Raw genomic sequence first — 15,544 nt, 5'->3', positions numbered from 1 at the left:
TGCGTCGCATGTCTCTCGCCGGTCTCACTCTCGACACATGGCGCTCCTTCGCGCCGGCCATCGCGCGGCAGGTCGCCCAGGACGCCGCCGCCCGGGTGGGAGGCCGGGTGGTCCGCGTCGACACCGTCGAGCACCTCGGTGCCCCACTGCACCGTGTGCTGATCGAGCGGGACGGACAGGAGTTCGCCCTGATACCGGGCGGCCGGGTCACGCTCGGTTTCGACGCCGCCGCCTGGCGGCCGACGCCCGAGCAGTCGGCGGACTACGCCCGGAGCGTGGCCGAGGGATACGGGTACGACAGCGACCTCCGGGAACACCTGGCGCAGGTGCTCAGTCCGCGCCGTGACGTGGTGCTGGACGCCGTGCTCATGGCGGTGGAGGGCGAGCATCTGACGGAGCCGCCCGCCGAGACCCCGGCCGTCCTGGCGGCGCGCGGTCTGCGCATGCCCACCTCGGACGAGTGGGAGCACGCCTGCGGTGCCGGCGCCGGCACCCTGTTCCGCTGGGGCGACGACTGCCCCCTGGACCGGGTCCCCTACGACGACCCCACGGGCCCCCAGCACGAACCGAACGCCTTCGGCCTGCGCATCGCGTACGACACGTACACGACGGAGCTGACGAGCGACACCTCGGTGGTGCGCGGCGGCGACGGCGGAGAGTCCGTGTGCGGCGGCTACGGCCATCTGCTCGGCTGGCTGCCCCTGGCCACGGCGAACGTCAACCCGTCGATGGCGGAGTTCGTGTACGGGGAGGACGGCGAGGACTTCTACGAGGACTTCACCGTACGGCCGGTGCTCACGCTCTGAGAGCGGCCCGACCGAGAGCGGCCCGCCGCCGGGCCCGCGGTGGCTGGGCGGCTAGGGGCGTTCCGCCGCCCGCTCCGCGTTGCGCTTCTTGATGCGGGCGCCTTCCTTGCGGACCTCGGCCTGGGTGGCGCGCTCGCGCTGGAGCCACTCGGGGCTCTCGTCCTTCAGCGCCTCGATCTGCTCGGTGGTGAGGGGCTCGGTGACACCGGCGCGGGCCAGCCCCGCGATGGAGACGCCCAGCTTGGCCGCGACGACCGGGCGGGGATGCGGGCCGTTGCGGCGCAGCTCCTGCAGCCAGGCCGGCGGGTCGGCCTGGAGCGCGTTCAGTTCGGCGCGCGAGACGACGCCCTCCCGGAACTCGGCGGGGGTGGCTTCGAGGTACACACCCAGCTTCTTCGCCGCGGTCGCGGGCTTCATGGTCTGGGGTGCGGTCTGGTGCGACGTCATGGTGTCCAGGGTATCGAGCATGTGCGCCATCGCTGACCACGCCCGGAGAGCGGGGGCGACGGCCCGGCCCGATAGCCTGGTCGTGTGACAGGCTCGGATGCATCGCCCTCGTTCCGGCTCGCTTACGTTCCGGGAGTGACGCCCACGAAGTGGGTGCGGATCTGGAACGAGCGGTTGCCCGACATTCCCCTCACCCTCGTCCAGGTGCCCGCCGCCGAGGCGCTCGGCGCGCTGCGGGGCGGCGAGGCGGACGCCGGGTTCGTCCGGCTGCCGGTGGACGGGGCCGACCTCAGCGCGATCCCCCTCTACACCGAGGCCACGGTGGTCGTGGTCCCGAAGGACCATGTCGTCGCGGCCGTCGACGAGGTCTCCACGGAGGATCTGGCGGACGAGATCGTGCTGCACCCCCTCGACGACACCCTCGACTGGGACCGCCCGCCGGGGCAGCCGGCGTTCGAGCGCCCCGCCACCACGGCGGACGCGATCGAGCTGGTGGCGGCCGGGATCGGACTCCTCGTCGTCCCCCAGTCGCTGGCCCGCCTGCACCACCGCAAGGACCTGACGTACCGCCCGCTGACCGGCGCCCCCGAGTCCCGGGTCGCCCTGTCCTGGCCGCAGGACGCGACCACGGACATGGTCGAGGACTTCATCGGCATCGTCCGGGGCCGTACGGTCAACAGCTCCCGGGGCCGCCCCAAGCCCCCCGAGGAAAAGCAGCAGCCGAAGCGCCAGCCCACCGGCGGCACCCGCCGCCGGTCCACCACCGGAAAGCCGACCGCCCGCAACCCCCGGTCCGGCTCCGGCGGCACCAGAACGTCAAAGAGCGGCGGCAGGCCAGGAAAGCCCCGCCGCCGCTCGTGACCCATGATCCGCGACCCCCAAGTCGGGCCGCAGGCCCCTGAATCGGGCCTCAGGCCCGAAAAGGGGCGCGGGGAACTGCGCGACCAGCCCCCACGCGCCCGCAGCCGGACCTCAGACCCGGCGGCCGCCCCTCCTCACCGCTTCTTGATCCGAAGGAACGTCACCGAGTTGGCCGGAAACGTATAGCTGAACTTCCTCGCCACTCCACGGAACGTCGACGTCACCGGCGCGACCGGCGTAGCCGTCTCCGTGTTCACGGCGTCCGGCGCCGCCGCGAGCGTGGTCACCCGCGCAGTGCCCCGGACCTTCGCGGTCCCGAGGTCGACGGCCGTACGCGCGGCGACCGGCTGCGCGTTGACGACCTTGACGATCAGGTCACCGGTCCTGGCGTCCCGCGTCACCACCTGCCGGAACGGCTCAGCCGGCTTGTCGTCGGTGAAGCTGCCCCACTCCTGGCCGTCGAGCAGCAGGGTCACCTCGCGGCCTCGCACCCTGACCTCGATGTCGTACGCGCGGCCCGTCTCGATCGTCCCCGGCTTGGAGATCAGCGACGACTTGCCGCCGTCGACGGCCTGCTCCACCGCGCTGGTCGTGTTGTTCCAGCCGCCGAGGTTCCACCAGTAGTAGTTGCCGGTGTCCTTGACGCCGAAGGCGACGAGGAAGCCCTCCTTGCCCGCCTTCTTCGTGGCCTTCACCTTCAGGTCGTAGTCGTGCCAGGAGGGGTCACCGGCGGAGACCATGGTGTTCTCGGCGGCCACGTCGGTCTGAACGTACTGCCCGTCCTGCACGGACCAGTTGCCGCGACCGGTGTGGGTCCACTGCGAGGCGTCCCCGCTGAAGTCGTCGCTGAGGAGGGTCGCCCCGTCGGCGCTCGTGACCTTCACGTCGTCGTACGCGGCGGTCGTGGCCCAGGTGGACAGGCCCACGGCTCCCGAGATGGGCCCGCTGACCGCGGGGGTACCGGTGGCCGTCGAGGGGACGACCCGGTCCCCGACGTTGTTCATGAACAGCTTCTGCATCTCGTAGTTGGCCGAACCCCAGGACGCGTGGTTGTTGAACCAGATCATGTCGGGGCTCCACTGCACATAGTCCTCGTTGGCGAGGAGCGGTGCGTAGGAGGCCAGTTTGACGACGTCGGCGTTGCGTTCCAGGCCGGTCATGAACGCGGCTTCCGCGAGGGCGTTCTTGAAGGCGTTGCCCCAGGAGGCGTATTCACCGAGGAAGACCTTCGGGCCGTTGCGGTCGTAGGAGTCGTAGCGGTCGTTGTTCTGGAGGAACCACTGGGGGCTGTTGTAGTAGTGCTCGTCGACCATGTCGACGTTCGCCTCGCGGTTCAGTTTCCAGGCGGTGTCGAAGGTGCTGCCCGCGTCGTCGGGGCCGGAGTTCGACACGACCTTGATGTCGGGGTGCTCCGCCTCGATGGCGGCCCGGAACTTCTGGAAGCGGGCGAAGAACTCGTTCGGCAGGTTCTCCTCGTTGCCGACAGCGAGGTGGGTGAGGTGGAACGGCTTCGGGTGGCCCATCCGTGCCCGCACGCGGCCCCATTCGCTGGTGGCGGGCCCGTTGGCGAACTCGATCAGGTCGAGCGTGTCCTGGATGTGCCGCTGGAGCAGGGCCTCGTCGTCGGTGGCCTTGTTCTGGCCGCAGCCGGTGACGAGGGCGGGCACGACGGGCAGCGGCATGGCGCCGATGTCCTCGGCGAACTGGAAGTACTCGTAGTAGCCGAGGCCGTAGGACTGGTTGTAGCCCCAGAAGTTGGCGTTGGTGGCCCGCCGCTCGACCGGGCCGATCGTGTCCTTCCACTGGTAGGCGCGGGTGCGCTCCCAGTCCGAGGCCTCGCTGTAGTCCTTCATGGAGCCGGTGTTGACCAGGCAGCCGCCGGGGAAGCGGAGGAAGCCCGGCTTGAGGGCGGCGATCTTCTGGGCGAGGTCCTTGCGCAGACCGTTCCGGCGGCCCTTGTAGGTGTCGCGGGGGAAGAGGGACACCTCGTCGAGGGCGGCGGCACCGGAGGTGGCGACGGCGAGGCGGCCGTCGGAGCTGGTCCGGGTCGCCTTCAGCACGACGCGGTACTTCGCCCAGCCGCCGGCCGCCACAGCCACCCTTCGGGCCTTCGCCAGCGTGCCGTCGGCGTCCTTCAGGGTGACGGTCAGGGTCGTACCGCTCTCGGCCCGCGCCCACACCGAGAAGTCGTACTTCTTGCCCTTCTCGACGCGGATGCCGGTGTTGTAGCCCGTGTTCGTGACGGCCGAACCGGCACCCAGGGAGAGGTAGACGCGGTTGCGGTCGTTGAGCCGGCCGCTGTCGTTCAGGGCCCGGGCCGAGCCGTCGACCGTCCAGGAGGTGAGGGGGGTGTACGCGCGGTTGTCGGCGGTGGAGTACTCGAAGGACCTGTTCTGGGCGAGTTCGGCGTACAGGCCGCCGTCGGCGGCGCGGTTGATGTCCTCGAAGAAGACGCCGTACATCGTGTCGTCGATCCTGGCGCCCTCGGCGGTGGGGTCGACGGTGATCCTGTAGTCGCTGACGCCCTCGGCGTGGGCGGGGGCCGGGACCGAGGCCACCGCCACCAGGAAGGCGGTGGCGGTGAGACCGAGTCTCCAGCGGGTGCGGGTGCTGCGTGACATGGATACTCCGCGGCTCGTGGTGGGGGTCGAGAGTTGTTCGAAATATCAGACAATGATCAGCGCATCGAACGGCAAGATAGGGAGGAGGTCGGGAGGCGTCAATGGGGCGTGCGGCCACCCATGTGACTCAAGGGAGGCCCGGTATGGGCGAGTTCCGGTCAGTGCCCGATGTGCTGGGCTATCTGTCCGGGAGCTGGCAGGTCACCCGCTCGGTGCGGGATCTCGCGAGCGGTGCGACGGGCGAGTTCTCCGGGACGACGGTTTTCGGCCCGCTGGACGGCGGCGGACTGCTCTACCGCGAGACCGGCATCTTCGTCTGGCAAGGGGTCCCGCGCCCCGCGGAACGCACCCTCCGCTTCCTGCCGGGTCCCACCCCCGGCTCGGCGGACGTCCGCTTCGCCGACGGCCGCCCCTTCCACGACCTGGACCTGACCTCGGGCCACTGGCGCACGGACCACCCGTGCGCCGCCGACCTCTACCGGGGCGAGTTCGAGGTGTACGACGAGGACCACTGGCGGACGACGTGGCGCGTCGGCGGCCCCACGAAGGAGCAGCTCCTGGTCACGGACTACGCACGGGCCGGACACCCCGGGCAGCCGGCGCGGCCCGCGCGCCGGTCGGTCTAGGCGGCGCCCAGCCGCAGGTTCCAGCGGCCCGGCTGGCCCGCGACGGTGAGCGTCGACAAGGGGCGGACGTCCATGTGCCAGTACGTCGACGGCGGCGCCTTGAGCGCGTAGACCAGCGCGGCGCGGAGCACGGAGGGCTCGGCCACGGCGACGATCCGGCCGCCGTCGTCCTTCGGCCGGGTGTCGAGCCAGCTCCCTATCCGGGCGATGAAGGACAGAAGGGACTCACCGCCGTGCGGGGTGCAGCGCGGGTCGGCGAGCCAGGCGTCCACCGCCGAGGGCTCCCGGGCCATGGCCTCCCCGAGGGTGAAGCCGCGCCAGCGGCCCATGTCGCAGTCGCGCAGCGCGGGCTGCGCCAGCGGCGCGTACCCGAGGGCATCGCCGGTGGCCCGACTGCGGGGCGTCGGCGAGCAGTAGCGCAGCTCGGCCGCCGCCAACGGCACCAGTTCGTGGGCGGCGCGCTGCACCTCGTCCCAGCCGGCCTGGTCCAGCGGCCGGTCGTCCTCGAAACGCTCAGCGAGCAGCGAGGAGCAGCGCGCCGCGGCGACGAACGTGACCCGAAGATGCATGCGGAGATCGTGGTGGCCGGAACTGAGCAGGTCAAGAGGTGTTACCCATAGGTTACGAGACACCGTCGGACCCTCACGGGACCGGGCCCGCGCCTACCGGATGGCCGCTCGCGCCCTCCGCCGCGACCACAGGCGCCCTCCCCTGAAGGTCGTTCCGCGCCCCTCCCCCGGAAGCCACCCGCGCGCTCCATTCGCGTACGCCACCTGCTCGCCCGAAGTGTTCTCGTACACACCGTCGTTCATGGCTGGACGTTCGCAGGTCAGAGCACTGTCGAACCGTTCACCGCCGCCCGCAGCCGCCGGACACCCTCGACGATCTCCCCCGTCCCGCTGACCCCGGCGAAGCTCAACCGCAGGTGCGCTGCCGGGGGTTCGGCGCTGAAGTAGGGGCGGCCGGGGGTGACGGCGACCCCCGCACGGAGCGCGGCGGCGACCAGCGCGGCCTCTCCCCCGGAGCCGAGGGCCCGGTCGGTGCCGCCGGTGCCGCCGGGGAGGCGGAGCCACAGGTGGTAGCCGCCGGAAGGGATGTGGGGCAGGGCGAGTTCGGGGAGGTGCAGCCGCAGCGCGGAGGTCATCGCGTCCCGACGGTTCTTCAACTCCCTGGACACCGCCCGCAGATGGCGGGGCCAGGCGGGCGAGCCGACGAGTTCGAGCGCGGCCTCCTGGAGGGGGCGCGGCACGAAGAAGGTGTCGACGACCTGGATGGCGCGCAGCCGTTCGAGAACCGGTCCGCGGGCGGCCAGCGCGCCCACCCGGAAGCTGGGCGAGGTCGCCTTGGTCAACGAGGACACGTGGACGACGACGCCGTCCGGGTCGTCGGCGACCAGCGGCGGCGGCAGCGGCCCCGCGTCCTCGTGCACGAGCCGGCGCACGAAGTCGTCCTCGATCACGAAGGCCCCCGCCTCACGTGCGATCCGCAGCACCTCGCCCCGCCGCCCGGCGGAAAGGGCGGCCCCGGTGGGGTTCTGGAAGAGGGGCTGGCAGACGAAGACCCGGGCGCCGGACGCCTTGAACGCGTCGGCGAGGAGGGCCGGCCGCACCCCGTCCGGGTCCACCGGCACCGGGACCGGCCGCAGACCGGCGGCCCGGGCGATGGCCAGCATGCCGGGGTACGTGGGCGACTCGACCAGCACCGGAGCGCCGGGCGACGCCAGCGCCCGCAGGGCCGTGGTGAGCGCGGACTGGCCGCCCGCCGCGACGATCACCTCGGCCGCCGTGATCTCCCCGCCGATGCTCCGCGCGAACCACTCGCGCAGCTCCAGGACACCCTCGACCGGGGGGCGCGCCCAGACGCCGGGACGTCGCCCGGCCCGCGACAGGGCGGCGCCCATGGCCTGTTCCGGTTGCAGCGCGGGGTGCAGATAGCCGCCGTTGAACTCGATCACGCCGGGCGGCGGGGCGGCGAGGGAGACCAGGACGCCCGAGGCGTCGACCGTGCGCGGGGCCGGCTCGGCGGTGCCGTCCGCGCTCAGCGCGACCTCCTGCCAGGAGGTGTCCCCCACGGTCGCCACCCGGTTCTCACGCGGCCGCGCCCGGAACGCGCCCGCGCCGGGCCGCGTCACCACCAGGCCCTCGGCGGCCAGTTGGGCCAGGGCCCGCGAAACGGTCACCGGGCTCACCCGGAAGCGGTCCACGAGCACCCGACTCGACGGCAGCTTTCCACCGGGTGAGTAGCGGTCGAGCTCCTTTCTGAGCTGTTCCGCCAGTTCCGCGACGCTGCTACGCTCTTGCATGAGAGCACAGAGTAGCGCTATCGACCAGCGAACAGTAGCGGTCGGCACCGGTCCGGCCGAGGTGCGCCGTCCCGTGGGCCGTGGCGGCACCCTTCAGGCGGCCCTCGGTGTGGTCGCCTTCTCCCTCACGTTCCCGGCGACCGCCTGGGGTCTGGAGGGCTTCGGCCCCTGGTCCCTCGTCGCCGTGCGCAGTGTCCTCGCGGCCGTCATCGCGGGCGGCTGCCTGCTCGCCCTGCGGGTGCCGTTGCCCGGCCGCCGGCACTGGACGGGGCTGGCCGTGGTGGCCGCGGGAGTGGTCGTCGGCTTCCCGCTCCTCACCACGCTCGCCCTGGAGACCTCGACCACCGCGCACGCCGCCGTGGTCATCGGGCTGCTCCCGCTGACCACCGCCCTGTTCTCGGCGCTGCGCATGGGCTCGCGGCCCTCGCGCACGTTCTGGGGTGCGGCGCTCGCCGGGGCCGCCGCCGTCCTCGCGTTCACTGTGACGCAGAGCGGCGGCGCCCTCGGTACCGCCGACCTCTACCTCTTCGCCGCGCTCCTGGTGTGCGCGGCCGGCTACACCGAGGGCGGCAGGCTGGCCCGGGTGATGCCCGGCTGGCAGGTCATCGGCTGGGCGCTGGTGTTCTGCCTGCCGTTCAGCGTGCCGGGCGCGCTGCTCGCCCTGTCGTACGAGCCGGTCCAGCTGACCGCGCACAGTGTGACGGGGCTGCTGTGGGTGGCCGCCGGGTCCCAGTTCCTCGGCCTGGTCGTCTGGTACCGGGGCATGGCGGCCATCGGCATACCCCGGGCCAGCCAGTTGCAGCTGGCCCAGCCCCTGCTCACACTGGTGTGGTCGGTGCTGCTGCTGGGCGAGCACCTGACAGCGGCCGCCCCCCTGACGGCCGCGGCGGTGCTCGTGTGCATCGCCGTCACCCAACGGGCGCGGGGCTGAGCGGAGTCCGGGCAGGATCCGATCGGGCCGGCCCGCCGTAGACTCAGGCCACGGACCGATGCTCCCGCGCCTGGTGAGGAGGCCCCGAAGATGCGTGCAACCGTGGGCGACCAGCTTGTCCAGCACGGCAGGGTGGTCGGGCAACACGACAAGGTCGGCGAGATCGTCGAGGTCATGGGCCAGGAGGGCAATCCGCCGTACCGCGTCCGGTTCGAGGACGGGCACGAGGGTGTCTGCTCGCCCGGCCCGGACACGGAGATCCGGCACAGGGAAGCACAGCAGTAGACCACAGGGAAGCACAGCAGTAGACCGGCAGAGCGGGCCGCCGGCTCAGCTCGGTGGCTCCGCCGGCTGCTGGTAGTGGTCGGCGACCACGCGCGCCATCGCCCCGATCTTGTCGACGGTCACCTCCTTGGCCGAGAAGAACACATGCCCGCGCACCTCCGGGACGTCACGGGCCAGTGACAGGTGACCGGACAACTCGGCCGGGTCCTGCCAGGCGGCGGGCTGGGCCGGGTCGCCGGCCTTGTAGAGGGCCTCGCCGATGTAGAGGCGCGTGCCGGTGCCACGCGCGGTCTCGGCCCACCAGGGCAGCAGCTTGGCGTAGTCGGCGGCGGCGAAGCCGATGTTCCAGTACAGCTGGGGGACGAGGTAGTCGATCCAGTTCTTCCGGACCCACTTGCGGGTGTCGGCGTACAGGTCGTCGTACGTCTGCACACCGGCCCGGGTGTCGGAGCCGCGCGCGTCGGTGGCGGCGTTGCGCCACACCCCGAAGGGGCTGATGCCGAACTGGGTGCCGGGCCGGACCGCCTTGATCTGCGCCGCCATCTCCTTCACCAGCTTGTCGATGTTGTCGCGCCGCCAGTCCGCCCGGTTGGGGAAGCTCGCGCCGTGGGTGTCGTACGCCGCGTCGTCGTCGAAGACCTGACCGGCGACCGGGTACGGGTAGAAGTAGTCGTCGAAGTGCACCGCGTCGATCGGGTACTTCCGTACGGCGTCGAGCATGGCCTTCTGGACGAAGGCGCGCACGGCGGGGATGCCCGGGTTGTAGTAGAGCTTTCCGCCGTAGGGGACGACCCAGCCGGGGTTCTCGCGGGCGGGGTGGCCCTCCGCCAGACGGCTCGGGTCGGTGTGGTTGGCGACCCGGTACGGGTTGAACCAGGCGTGCAGCTCCAGCCCCCGGGCGTGGGCCTCCTCGACCGCCGTGCCCAGTGGGTCCCAGCCGGGGTCCTTGCCCTGGGTGCCGGTGAGGTACTGCGACCAGGGCTCGTACGGGGAGGGCCAGAGCGCGTCAGCCGTGGGGCGGACCTGGAAGATCACCGTGTTGAGGCGGCGCGCCACGGCGGTGTCGAGGTGGGCGAGCAGCTCGGCGCGCTGCTGGGCGGCGGTGAGGCCCGCCTTGGAGGGCCAGTCCCGGTTGACGACGGTGGCGAGCCACATGCCGCGCAGCTCACCGGAGGCCCGCCTGCGGCGGTCGGGACCCTGACCGGCGATGGCGGTGCCCGCGGCGACGCCGCCCGCCGCCACGAGTGTGGTCACCGCGGTCGCCCAGAACGCCCTTCGTGACATCCGTGGCTTCCGATGCATCCTCGTACCTCCGCGTACCGCTACGTGCCCGCCTCGTCGCGGACCGTTCGTGGAGCCAGCCTTCCATGTGGTACCCGCGATACTGATCGGTAGCGGCCGGAGGTAACGTGCAGGTTTGGCGCAGGCCCGTACCCCGGGTGTCCGCCGGCCACGTAGACCAGTGAAAGGGACGATGTGACGGACTTCCCAACGGGAGATCTCGCGCGAGTCGGAGTCGTGGGCTGCGGCCAGATGGGAGCGGGCATCGCCGAGGTGTGCGCCCGCGCCGGTCTGAACGTCAAGGTCGCCGAAACCACCGGCGAAGCCCTGGAGATCGGCCGTACCCGGCTGTTCAACTCCCTGTCCAAGGCGGCCGAGCGCGGCAAGATCAGCGAGGAGGAGCGGGACGCCACCCAGGCGCGGCTGAGCTTCACCACCGACCTCGGGGAGTTCGCCGACCGCGATCTCGTCATCGAGGCGGTCGTGGAGAACGAGCAGGTGAAGACCGAGATCTTCCAGGTGCTCGACCAGGTGCTGACCCGCCCCGACGCCATCCTCGCCTCGAACACCTCCTCCATCCCCCTGGTGAAGCTGGCGGTCGCCACGTCGCGTCCGGACCACGTCATCGGCATCCACTTCTTCAACCCGGCCCCGGTGCAGAAGCTCGTCGAGCTGATCCCGGCTCTCACGACCTCCGAGGGCACGCTCAGCCGGGCGCAGCTGTTCGCCGAGAAGGTCCTCGGCAAGCACGCGGTCCGCGCGCAGGACCGCTCGGGCTTCGTGGTCAACGCGCTGCTCGTGCCGTATCTGCTCTCCGCCATCCGCATGTTCGAGTCGGGCATCGCCGGCCGCGAGGACATCGACAACGGCATGGAGCTGGGCTGCGCCCACCCGATGGGCCCGCTGAAGCTGTCCGACCTGATCGGCCTGGACACGATCGTCTCGATCGCCAACTCGATGTATGACGAGTACAAGGAGCCCCTGTACGCCGCTCCCCCGCTCCTCCAGCGCATGGTCGACGCGGGCCGCCTGGGCCGCAAGACCGGCTCGGGCTTCTACACGTACGCCTGATATCGGCGTGCGAACCGGCGCGGGGGAATGCCACAGTCCCTGTCGTGACCTTGATGGACGTACTCGTCGACTTCTCCCGCACCGGCCGGATCGGGCCCCTGCACTGCGGAATGTCCCTGGCCGAGGCCGAAGACCTCCTCGGCCCGGGGCGCCCGCACCCCGCCCACGTCCTGAAGGGCCCCGACATCGACGGCTACCCCTACTCCTGGGACGGGCTGCGGCTGGAGGTCACCCGGCGGGCCGTCAGCGGCATCTGCCTCGACCTCTGGCCCGGTTCGACCGTCAGGCTCCCGCCGCTCGTCCTGCCCGACACGGAGTCCTACGAGACCACCGTCCTCCGCGAGGAGCTGATCGCCGCCCTCGACGGCGTGGGCTGCCGGCATGTGGTCAACGGCAATCTCACCTTCGGCCGTCAATCAAGCATCATCACCCAGCCCGCCGGGGTCTGCGCGGTCTTCAGCGTGCCCGCACGCGACCGCCTCGTGCCCCACCCGAACCGGCACTACCTCTCCGTACTGCACAAGCACGCGGCTTGACATCACTGACGTCCGCGTCGCGTCTCCACCGGCCGAGAATCCCGCCACGGCTACGGAACGTGAGAAGCGGTCCCCCGTACGGGCCCGGCGCCGGAGAGGGCGCCGGGCCCGTCGTATTCACACACCGTGTGCGCGGCGGACACGCATATGCCGCTCGCACACTCTCCCCACGCGCCCACCAGGCGAGTTGACTTGCCGTGCGCATGCAAGGGATGTGACGACTACCGAGACGACTACAGAAAGGAGCGGACTCGTGGCCATCGACCCCGAGCATCCCGTGGTCCACGGTGAACTCGCTGAGTTACGCCGCCGCCTGGACGTGGCGCACGCACGCGTCGAGGGAGGGCTCACCCTGCTGAGTCACCGTGCCGAACAGACCGCCAAGGAGCTGGACGACCTGAGCACACGGGTCGTCACCCTGGAGCACTCCCGCTGGCCGCTGCCCGCGGTCGCGGCGCTCGCAGCCGTGGGAGCACTGGTGGTGGCCATCTGGCAGGCCGTGGGCCGCTGACCGGCGCGGGCGGGACGCCCGGAGGGATCAGCGCCCCGCGTCCTGACCGAGCCTCAGGTGGTGCAGGAGGAGCAGTGCGGCCGCCATGTTGGCGGCCGGGACCTCGCCACGGGCGACCATGTCGGGCACGAGCTTGAGGGGAACCCATTCCCTGCGGTCCGACTCGAAGTCGTCCACCGGGTGACCGACATACGCGCCCTCGTCGGCCCAGTAGATGTGGTGCCGGGCGTCGGTGAGCCCGTTGGAGGGCTCGACGCTCATCAGGTGGTGCAGCGGTCCCGGCCGCCATCCGGTCTCCTCCTCCAGTTCCCGGGCGGCCGCGTCGGCGATGCCCTCGCCGTCCTCGACGACGCCGGCCGCCAGCTCCCACCCCCAGCTGTCGGTGATGAAGCGGTGCCGCCACAGCAGCAGCACCTCGTTGGCCTCGTTGACCACGGTGGCCACGGCGACGGGCCGCAGCCGTATCAGGAAGTGATCGAGGTGCCGCCCGTCCGGCAATGCGACATCTGCGAGATTGACGCTGAACCAGCGGTTCGAATACACAGTTTGTTCGCTCTGTTTCGTCCACTGCACGGTTCTGCCACCTTCCGCCGAGTAAGTGGCAATATCGCAGCAGAAGCGTGGTGACAGCAGGCGCACGGGCGGTGCACGGCCGGGCCGTGGACGCGGTGTCAGAGCGGTACGCGCAGTGCCCCGTCGATGAGTGCGGCGGCCTCCGTGGTCCCCGCGCAGCCGTTTCGCACGAGATGTTCGCGTACCGCCCGCAGTCTGTCGCGCAGGCGCATGGACTCCATTCCGCGCGCCCGCTCGGCCATTTCCACGGCGGTCTCGACCGCCTTGTCGGCGTTGCCCTGCCGTAGTTCGATCTGGCTGAGCATGGCGAGCCGGTGCACCCGGCCCCGGTCGTGCGCCGGGGTGTCGACGGCCGCCGCCGCGTGCTCCGCCGCGGCGGTCAGGTCGCCGAGGCTGAGCAGCGCCTCCGCCACCTGCACATTGACCAGGCCGGGCTGGACATAGCCGGTCTCGTCGGGTTCGTGGCCGCGCCGGATGCGCTCGGCGGCCTGTTCCGCCCGCCGGATGCAGGACAGCGCGCTCGTGCCGTCGCCGAGGTGCGCGTACGCCTTGGCCTGCATCGCGTAGAGGTCCGCCGCGAGGGCCGGGGTGATGTGCTTGCCCGCGGCGCGCAGCGCTGCCTCGGCGAAGGCGACGGCCTGCCGGTACTCCCGCATGAACAGCGACTGGTTGACGAGCAGCGCGATCACATAGGCGCCGAGTCCCCGGTCCCCGCTGGCCTTGGCGAGCCGCAGCGCCTGGTGGAAGTAGCGCTGGGCGAGCCCGTGCGCGTCGGAGTCGTACGCGCAGATGCCGGCGATGGCGACCAGTCCGCCGGTGGCCCGGTGGAGTTGGCGTCCGGTGGCGTCGGTGTAGCTGCCGCGCAGCAGGGGCGCCGCCTCGGCGTTGAGGAATCCGACGATACGGGCGCGGGTCGCGACGCCGCCCGCCTTGCGGTACAGCTGCTCGTAGTGCGATCGGGCGGCGCGCAGCATCTCGATGTCGGCCATGCTGACGCGATGCCGTCCGCCGCGGGAGACGTCGACGTCCTCCGGCGGGTTCTCCCACTCCCACACCGGCATCACGGCGGGTGTTCCGGTGACGGCGGGGGCGCCGAGGACGTGGGGGCGTTGTTGTTCGTCGGAGCGCCACAGGGCGGTGGCGCGCTCCACGAACCCGGAGAGTCCGGCGCCGTGCTGGGAGAGCGCCTCGCCCGGCACGCCGAGACCGATGTCGTCGAGGGTCACGGTCCTCTGCAGCCGCCGGGCGAGCACTTCGCAGATCAGGTCGGGCACCTGGCCGCGCGGTCGCTGCCCCTTCAACCACCGGGCCACGGCGGTGTGTTCGTATCTCAGCGCCAGACCGCGTGCCCGCCCTGCCTGGTTGACGTGTGCGGCGAGTCCGGCGTGCGAGATACCGGCCTCGTCGAGGATCGCGTCGAGCAGGGTGTTGGGCTGCATGGAGGGCCCTCCGGTGGCTCGGTGCCGGCGATTGGCAGCGTAGCGCTTCCGTCTTCACACGGGGTGTGAAGGGAATGCCCGAATTCGGGCTGTACGCGCGCTGTTGCGGAGAGTTTCGGACCGCTTGACTGGAATGCCTCGCAAGAGGCCGACTGGGCCACCGGCTCCCCCTCGTACAGCGCGGTGGCCCCGTCGGGACGAACAGGCTGAGGGCGCTCGGCGGCTACGGCCCGGGGACGACGGGTGGGGTGTCGGCCGTGGGGCCGGGCGGGCCGATCGCGCAGGTCCCCGCGGTTCGGTAAGCGGCGGCGGCCCTCATGAGCCGGTCGTTGCGGATGATCAGTATCGCGATGTCGTCCTTGGGCCGTCCCCCGGTGTGGCGCAGGAGTTGGGTGAAGACGGCACGCAGGACGGAGTGCGGCGAGATGGGGCGGCCCCGCACGGCCTCCGCCAGGGCGGCGGGCAGCGGGAAGAAGCGGCCGTCGCCGTCCCTGGCGTCCTCCACACCGTCCGTGTGGAGGAACAGGGCCTCTCCGGGGAGGAGCCGGCCGCACGGGGTGGCCGGCAGTTCCGCCGGCAGCGGGAACACCCCGAGCGGGGGCAGCGGGTCGGCGCCGGCCATCGGTTCCACCCGGTCGGCGGTCAGCAGATACGGCCAGGGGTGCCCGCAGTTGAGGGCGTGGACCTCACCGTCGGGGGCGATCTCCAGCAGGAGTACGGTCACGAACTCCTCGGTGTCCTCGGCGCGGGCGCGGTCCCGCAGATGCCGGGCGAGGGCGCGGTCGAGTCGGGCGAGGACACCGGTGAGTTCGGCCTCGTCGTGGACGGCCTCGCGGAAGCTGCCGAGCACGGCGGCGACGGTACCGATGGCGGAGAGGCCGTGGCCGCGCACGTCGCCCATCACGACGCGCACGCCGTGTTCGGTGGCGATCACCTCGTAGAGGTCGCCGCCGACGGTCGCGCCCCGGTCGGCGGAGAGCTGTGCGGCGGCGGTGGCCAGTCCGTCGATCCGGGCGGGCAGGGGCCGCAGCAGTACGCTCTGCGCGGCGCCGGCGATCCGGCGCGCCTGCCGCACCTCTTGCAGCAACACCTGTCTGACCTGCAGTACGAGCCCGGCGCCGACCGCGAGGAACACGGCGCTGTTGGCGAGCCGGGCCCCGAGGCCGTTGTTCCGCGCCACCGGGCAGGCCCACGTGTAGGTGACGGCTGTCGCGCCCCACACCGCCGGCAACCCCAGCGCCAGCGCCCGTCGGA

The 15,544-nt window shown here is 71.7% G+C and carries 16 protein-coding genes; 8 read left to right on the top strand and 8 right to left on the bottom strand.

What is annotated here, in order from left to right; translation table 11 throughout:
* Positions 1 to 8: 8 nt before the first annotated feature.
* On the top strand, positions 9 to 806 hold the full coding sequence (locus ACZ4Z3_RS24150; RefSeq protein WP_468502950.1) for a hypothetical protein: 798 nt from the start codon (positions 9 to 11) through the stop codon (positions 804 to 806).
* A gap of 51 nt (positions 807 to 857) precedes the next feature.
* Here ACZ4Z3_RS24150 and ACZ4Z3_RS24145 read toward each other — a convergent pair whose 3' ends face one another.
* Positions 858 to 1,253 (bottom strand): DUF5997 family protein, encoded by a 396-nt coding sequence (locus ACZ4Z3_RS24145; RefSeq protein WP_468502949.1) that lies wholly within the window; start codon positions 1,251 to 1,253, stop codon positions 858 to 860.
* Between the two features lie 84 nt (positions 1,254 to 1,337).
* On the opposite strand from ACZ4Z3_RS24145, the gene ACZ4Z3_RS24140 reads away from it, so the two are divergent.
* Positions 1,338 to 2,114: a LysR substrate-binding domain-containing protein gene (locus ACZ4Z3_RS24140; RefSeq protein WP_468502948.1), complete on the top strand. Its 777-nt coding sequence runs from the start codon at positions 1,338 to 1,340 to the stop codon at positions 2,112 to 2,114.
* A 134-nt stretch (positions 2,115 to 2,248) separates the two neighbouring features.
* On the opposite strand, the gene ACZ4Z3_RS24135 is transcribed toward ACZ4Z3_RS24140, so the two are convergent.
* Positions 2,249 to 4,735 (bottom strand): alpha-L-arabinofuranosidase C-terminal domain-containing protein, encoded by a 2,487-nt coding sequence (locus tag ACZ4Z3_RS24135; protein WP_468502947.1) that lies wholly within the window; start codon positions 4,733 to 4,735, stop codon positions 2,249 to 2,251.
* A 143-nt stretch (positions 4,736 to 4,878) separates the two neighbouring features.
* Between ACZ4Z3_RS24135 and ACZ4Z3_RS24130 the strand changes: the two genes are divergently transcribed.
* Entirely contained in the window at positions 4,879 to 5,361 is a 483-nt protein-coding gene (locus tag ACZ4Z3_RS24130; protein WP_468502946.1) for a DUF6314 family protein, read from the top strand.
* Here the strand turns inward: ACZ4Z3_RS24130 and ACZ4Z3_RS24125 are convergent.
* Together ACZ4Z3_RS24125 and ACZ4Z3_RS24120 are read right to left on the bottom strand one after the other, a co-directional pair.
* Positions 5,358 to 5,930 carry a histidine phosphatase family protein gene (locus ACZ4Z3_RS24125; protein ID WP_099965566.1) on the bottom strand — a complete coding sequence of 191 codons (573 nt, stop codon included), beginning with the start codon at positions 5,928 to 5,930 and terminating at the stop codon, positions 5,358 to 5,360. The two genes, ACZ4Z3_RS24130 and ACZ4Z3_RS24125, sit on opposite strands and share 4 nt — an antisense overlap.
* Before the next feature lie 260 nt (positions 5,931 to 6,190).
* Positions 6,191 to 7,663 (bottom strand): aminotransferase-like domain-containing protein, encoded by a 1,473-nt coding sequence (locus ACZ4Z3_RS24120; protein ID WP_468502945.1) that lies wholly within the window; start codon positions 7,661 to 7,663, stop codon positions 6,191 to 6,193.
* Here ACZ4Z3_RS24120 and ACZ4Z3_RS24115 point away from each other — a divergent pair.
* Both ACZ4Z3_RS24115 and ACZ4Z3_RS24110 read left to right on the top strand, forming a co-directional pair.
* Positions 7,662 to 8,594: a DMT family transporter gene (locus ACZ4Z3_RS24115; RefSeq protein WP_468502944.1), complete on the top strand. Its 933-nt coding sequence runs from the start codon at positions 7,662 to 7,664 to the stop codon at positions 8,592 to 8,594. The genes ACZ4Z3_RS24120 and ACZ4Z3_RS24115 overlap by 2 nt on opposite strands.
* Before the next feature lie 90 nt (positions 8,595 to 8,684).
* Positions 8,685 to 8,879 (top strand): DUF1918 domain-containing protein, encoded by a 195-nt coding sequence (locus ACZ4Z3_RS24110; protein WP_468099597.1) that lies wholly within the window; start codon positions 8,685 to 8,687, stop codon positions 8,877 to 8,879.
* A gap of 45 nt (positions 8,880 to 8,924) precedes the next feature.
* On the opposite strand, the gene ACZ4Z3_RS24105 is transcribed toward ACZ4Z3_RS24110, so the two are convergent.
* On the bottom strand, positions 8,925 to 10,163 hold the full coding sequence (locus ACZ4Z3_RS24105) for a glycoside hydrolase family 10-like protein (protein WP_468502943.1): 1,239 nt from the start codon (positions 10,161 to 10,163) through the stop codon (positions 8,925 to 8,927).
* Positions 10,164 to 10,355: 192 nt separating this feature from the next.
* Between ACZ4Z3_RS24105 and ACZ4Z3_RS24100 the strand changes: the two genes are divergently transcribed.
* From ACZ4Z3_RS24100 to ACZ4Z3_RS24090, 3 genes are all read left to right on the top strand, one after another.
* Positions 10,356 to 11,231, top strand: coding sequence for a 3-hydroxybutyryl-CoA dehydrogenase (locus ACZ4Z3_RS24100; RefSeq protein ID WP_468502942.1), 876 nt, complete (start codon positions 10,356 to 10,358; stop codon positions 11,229 to 11,231).
* Between the two features lie 44 nt (positions 11,232 to 11,275).
* Positions 11,276 to 11,767 (top strand): hypothetical protein, encoded by a 492-nt coding sequence (locus tag ACZ4Z3_RS24095; protein ID WP_468502941.1) that lies wholly within the window; start codon positions 11,276 to 11,278, stop codon positions 11,765 to 11,767.
* A gap of 253 nt (positions 11,768 to 12,020) precedes the next feature.
* Positions 12,021 to 12,278, top strand: coding sequence for a hypothetical protein (locus ACZ4Z3_RS24090; RefSeq protein ID WP_055517027.1), 258 nt, complete (start codon positions 12,021 to 12,023; stop codon positions 12,276 to 12,278).
* 27 nt (positions 12,279 to 12,305) lie between these two features.
* Here the strand turns inward: ACZ4Z3_RS24090 and ACZ4Z3_RS24085 are convergent, their stop codons facing one another.
* The 3 genes from ACZ4Z3_RS24085 to ACZ4Z3_RS24075 form a co-directional block, all read right to left on the bottom strand.
* Positions 12,306 to 12,851, bottom strand: a complete 546-nt coding sequence (locus ACZ4Z3_RS24085) for an NUDIX hydrolase (RefSeq protein ID WP_055517029.1) — start codon at positions 12,849 to 12,851, stop codon at positions 12,306 to 12,308.
* 98 nt (positions 12,852 to 12,949) lie between these two features.
* A complete protein-coding gene (locus ACZ4Z3_RS24080) occupies positions 12,950 to 14,290 on the bottom strand; it encodes a transcriptional regulator (protein WP_468502940.1) in 1,341 nt (446 codons plus the stop codon).
* Positions 14,291 to 14,513: 223 nt separating this feature from the next.
* Positions 14,514 to 15,512 carry a PP2C family protein-serine/threonine phosphatase gene (locus ACZ4Z3_RS24075; protein ID WP_468502939.1) on the bottom strand — a complete coding sequence of 333 codons (999 nt, stop codon included), beginning with the start codon at positions 15,510 to 15,512 and terminating at the stop codon, positions 14,514 to 14,516.
* Between the last annotated feature and the right edge of the window lie 32 nt (positions 15,513 to 15,544).

The sequence above is a fragment of the Streptomyces sp. NPDC030296 genome, assembly GCF_055572815.1.
Note: the sequence above shows the minus strand (reverse complement) of the source record. Positions and strands in the feature narration are given on the sequence as shown.

Excerpts from the sequence above, each read along its gene's own strand:
- ACZ4Z3_RS24130 (WP_468502946.1), top strand. The coding sequence starts at position 4,879 with ATGGGCGAGTTCCGGTCAGTGCCCGATGTGCTGGGCTATCTGTCCGGG.
- ACZ4Z3_RS24105 (WP_468502943.1), bottom strand. The coding sequence starts at position 10,163 with ATGTCACGAAGGGCGTTCTGGGCGACCGCGGTGACCACACTCGTGGCG.
- ACZ4Z3_RS24145 (WP_468502949.1), bottom strand. The coding sequence starts at position 1,253 with ATGACGTCGCACCAGACCGCACCCCAGACCATGAAGCCCGCGACCGCG.
- ACZ4Z3_RS24110 (WP_468099597.1), top strand. The coding sequence starts at position 8,685 with ATGCGTGCAACCGTGGGCGACCAGCTTGTCCAGCACGGCAGGGTGGTC.
- ACZ4Z3_RS24135 (WP_468502947.1), bottom strand. The coding sequence starts at position 4,735 with ATGTCACGCAGCACCCGCACCCGCTGGAGACTCGGTCTCACCGCCACC.
- ACZ4Z3_RS24125 (WP_099965566.1), bottom strand. The coding sequence starts at position 5,930 with ATGCATCTTCGGGTCACGTTCGTCGCCGCGGCGCGCTGCTCCTCGCTG.
- ACZ4Z3_RS24120 (WP_468502945.1), bottom strand. The coding sequence starts at position 7,663 with ATGCAAGAGCGTAGCAGCGTCGCGGAACTGGCGGAACAGCTCAGAAAG.
- ACZ4Z3_RS24080 (WP_468502940.1), bottom strand. The coding sequence starts at position 14,290 with ATGCAGCCCAACACCCTGCTCGACGCGATCCTCGACGAGGCCGGTATC.
- ACZ4Z3_RS24150 (WP_468502950.1), top strand. The coding sequence starts at position 9 with ATGTCTCTCGCCGGTCTCACTCTCGACACATGGCGCTCCTTCGCGCCG.
- ACZ4Z3_RS24115 (WP_468502944.1), top strand. The coding sequence starts at position 7,662 with ATGAGAGCACAGAGTAGCGCTATCGACCAGCGAACAGTAGCGGTCGGC.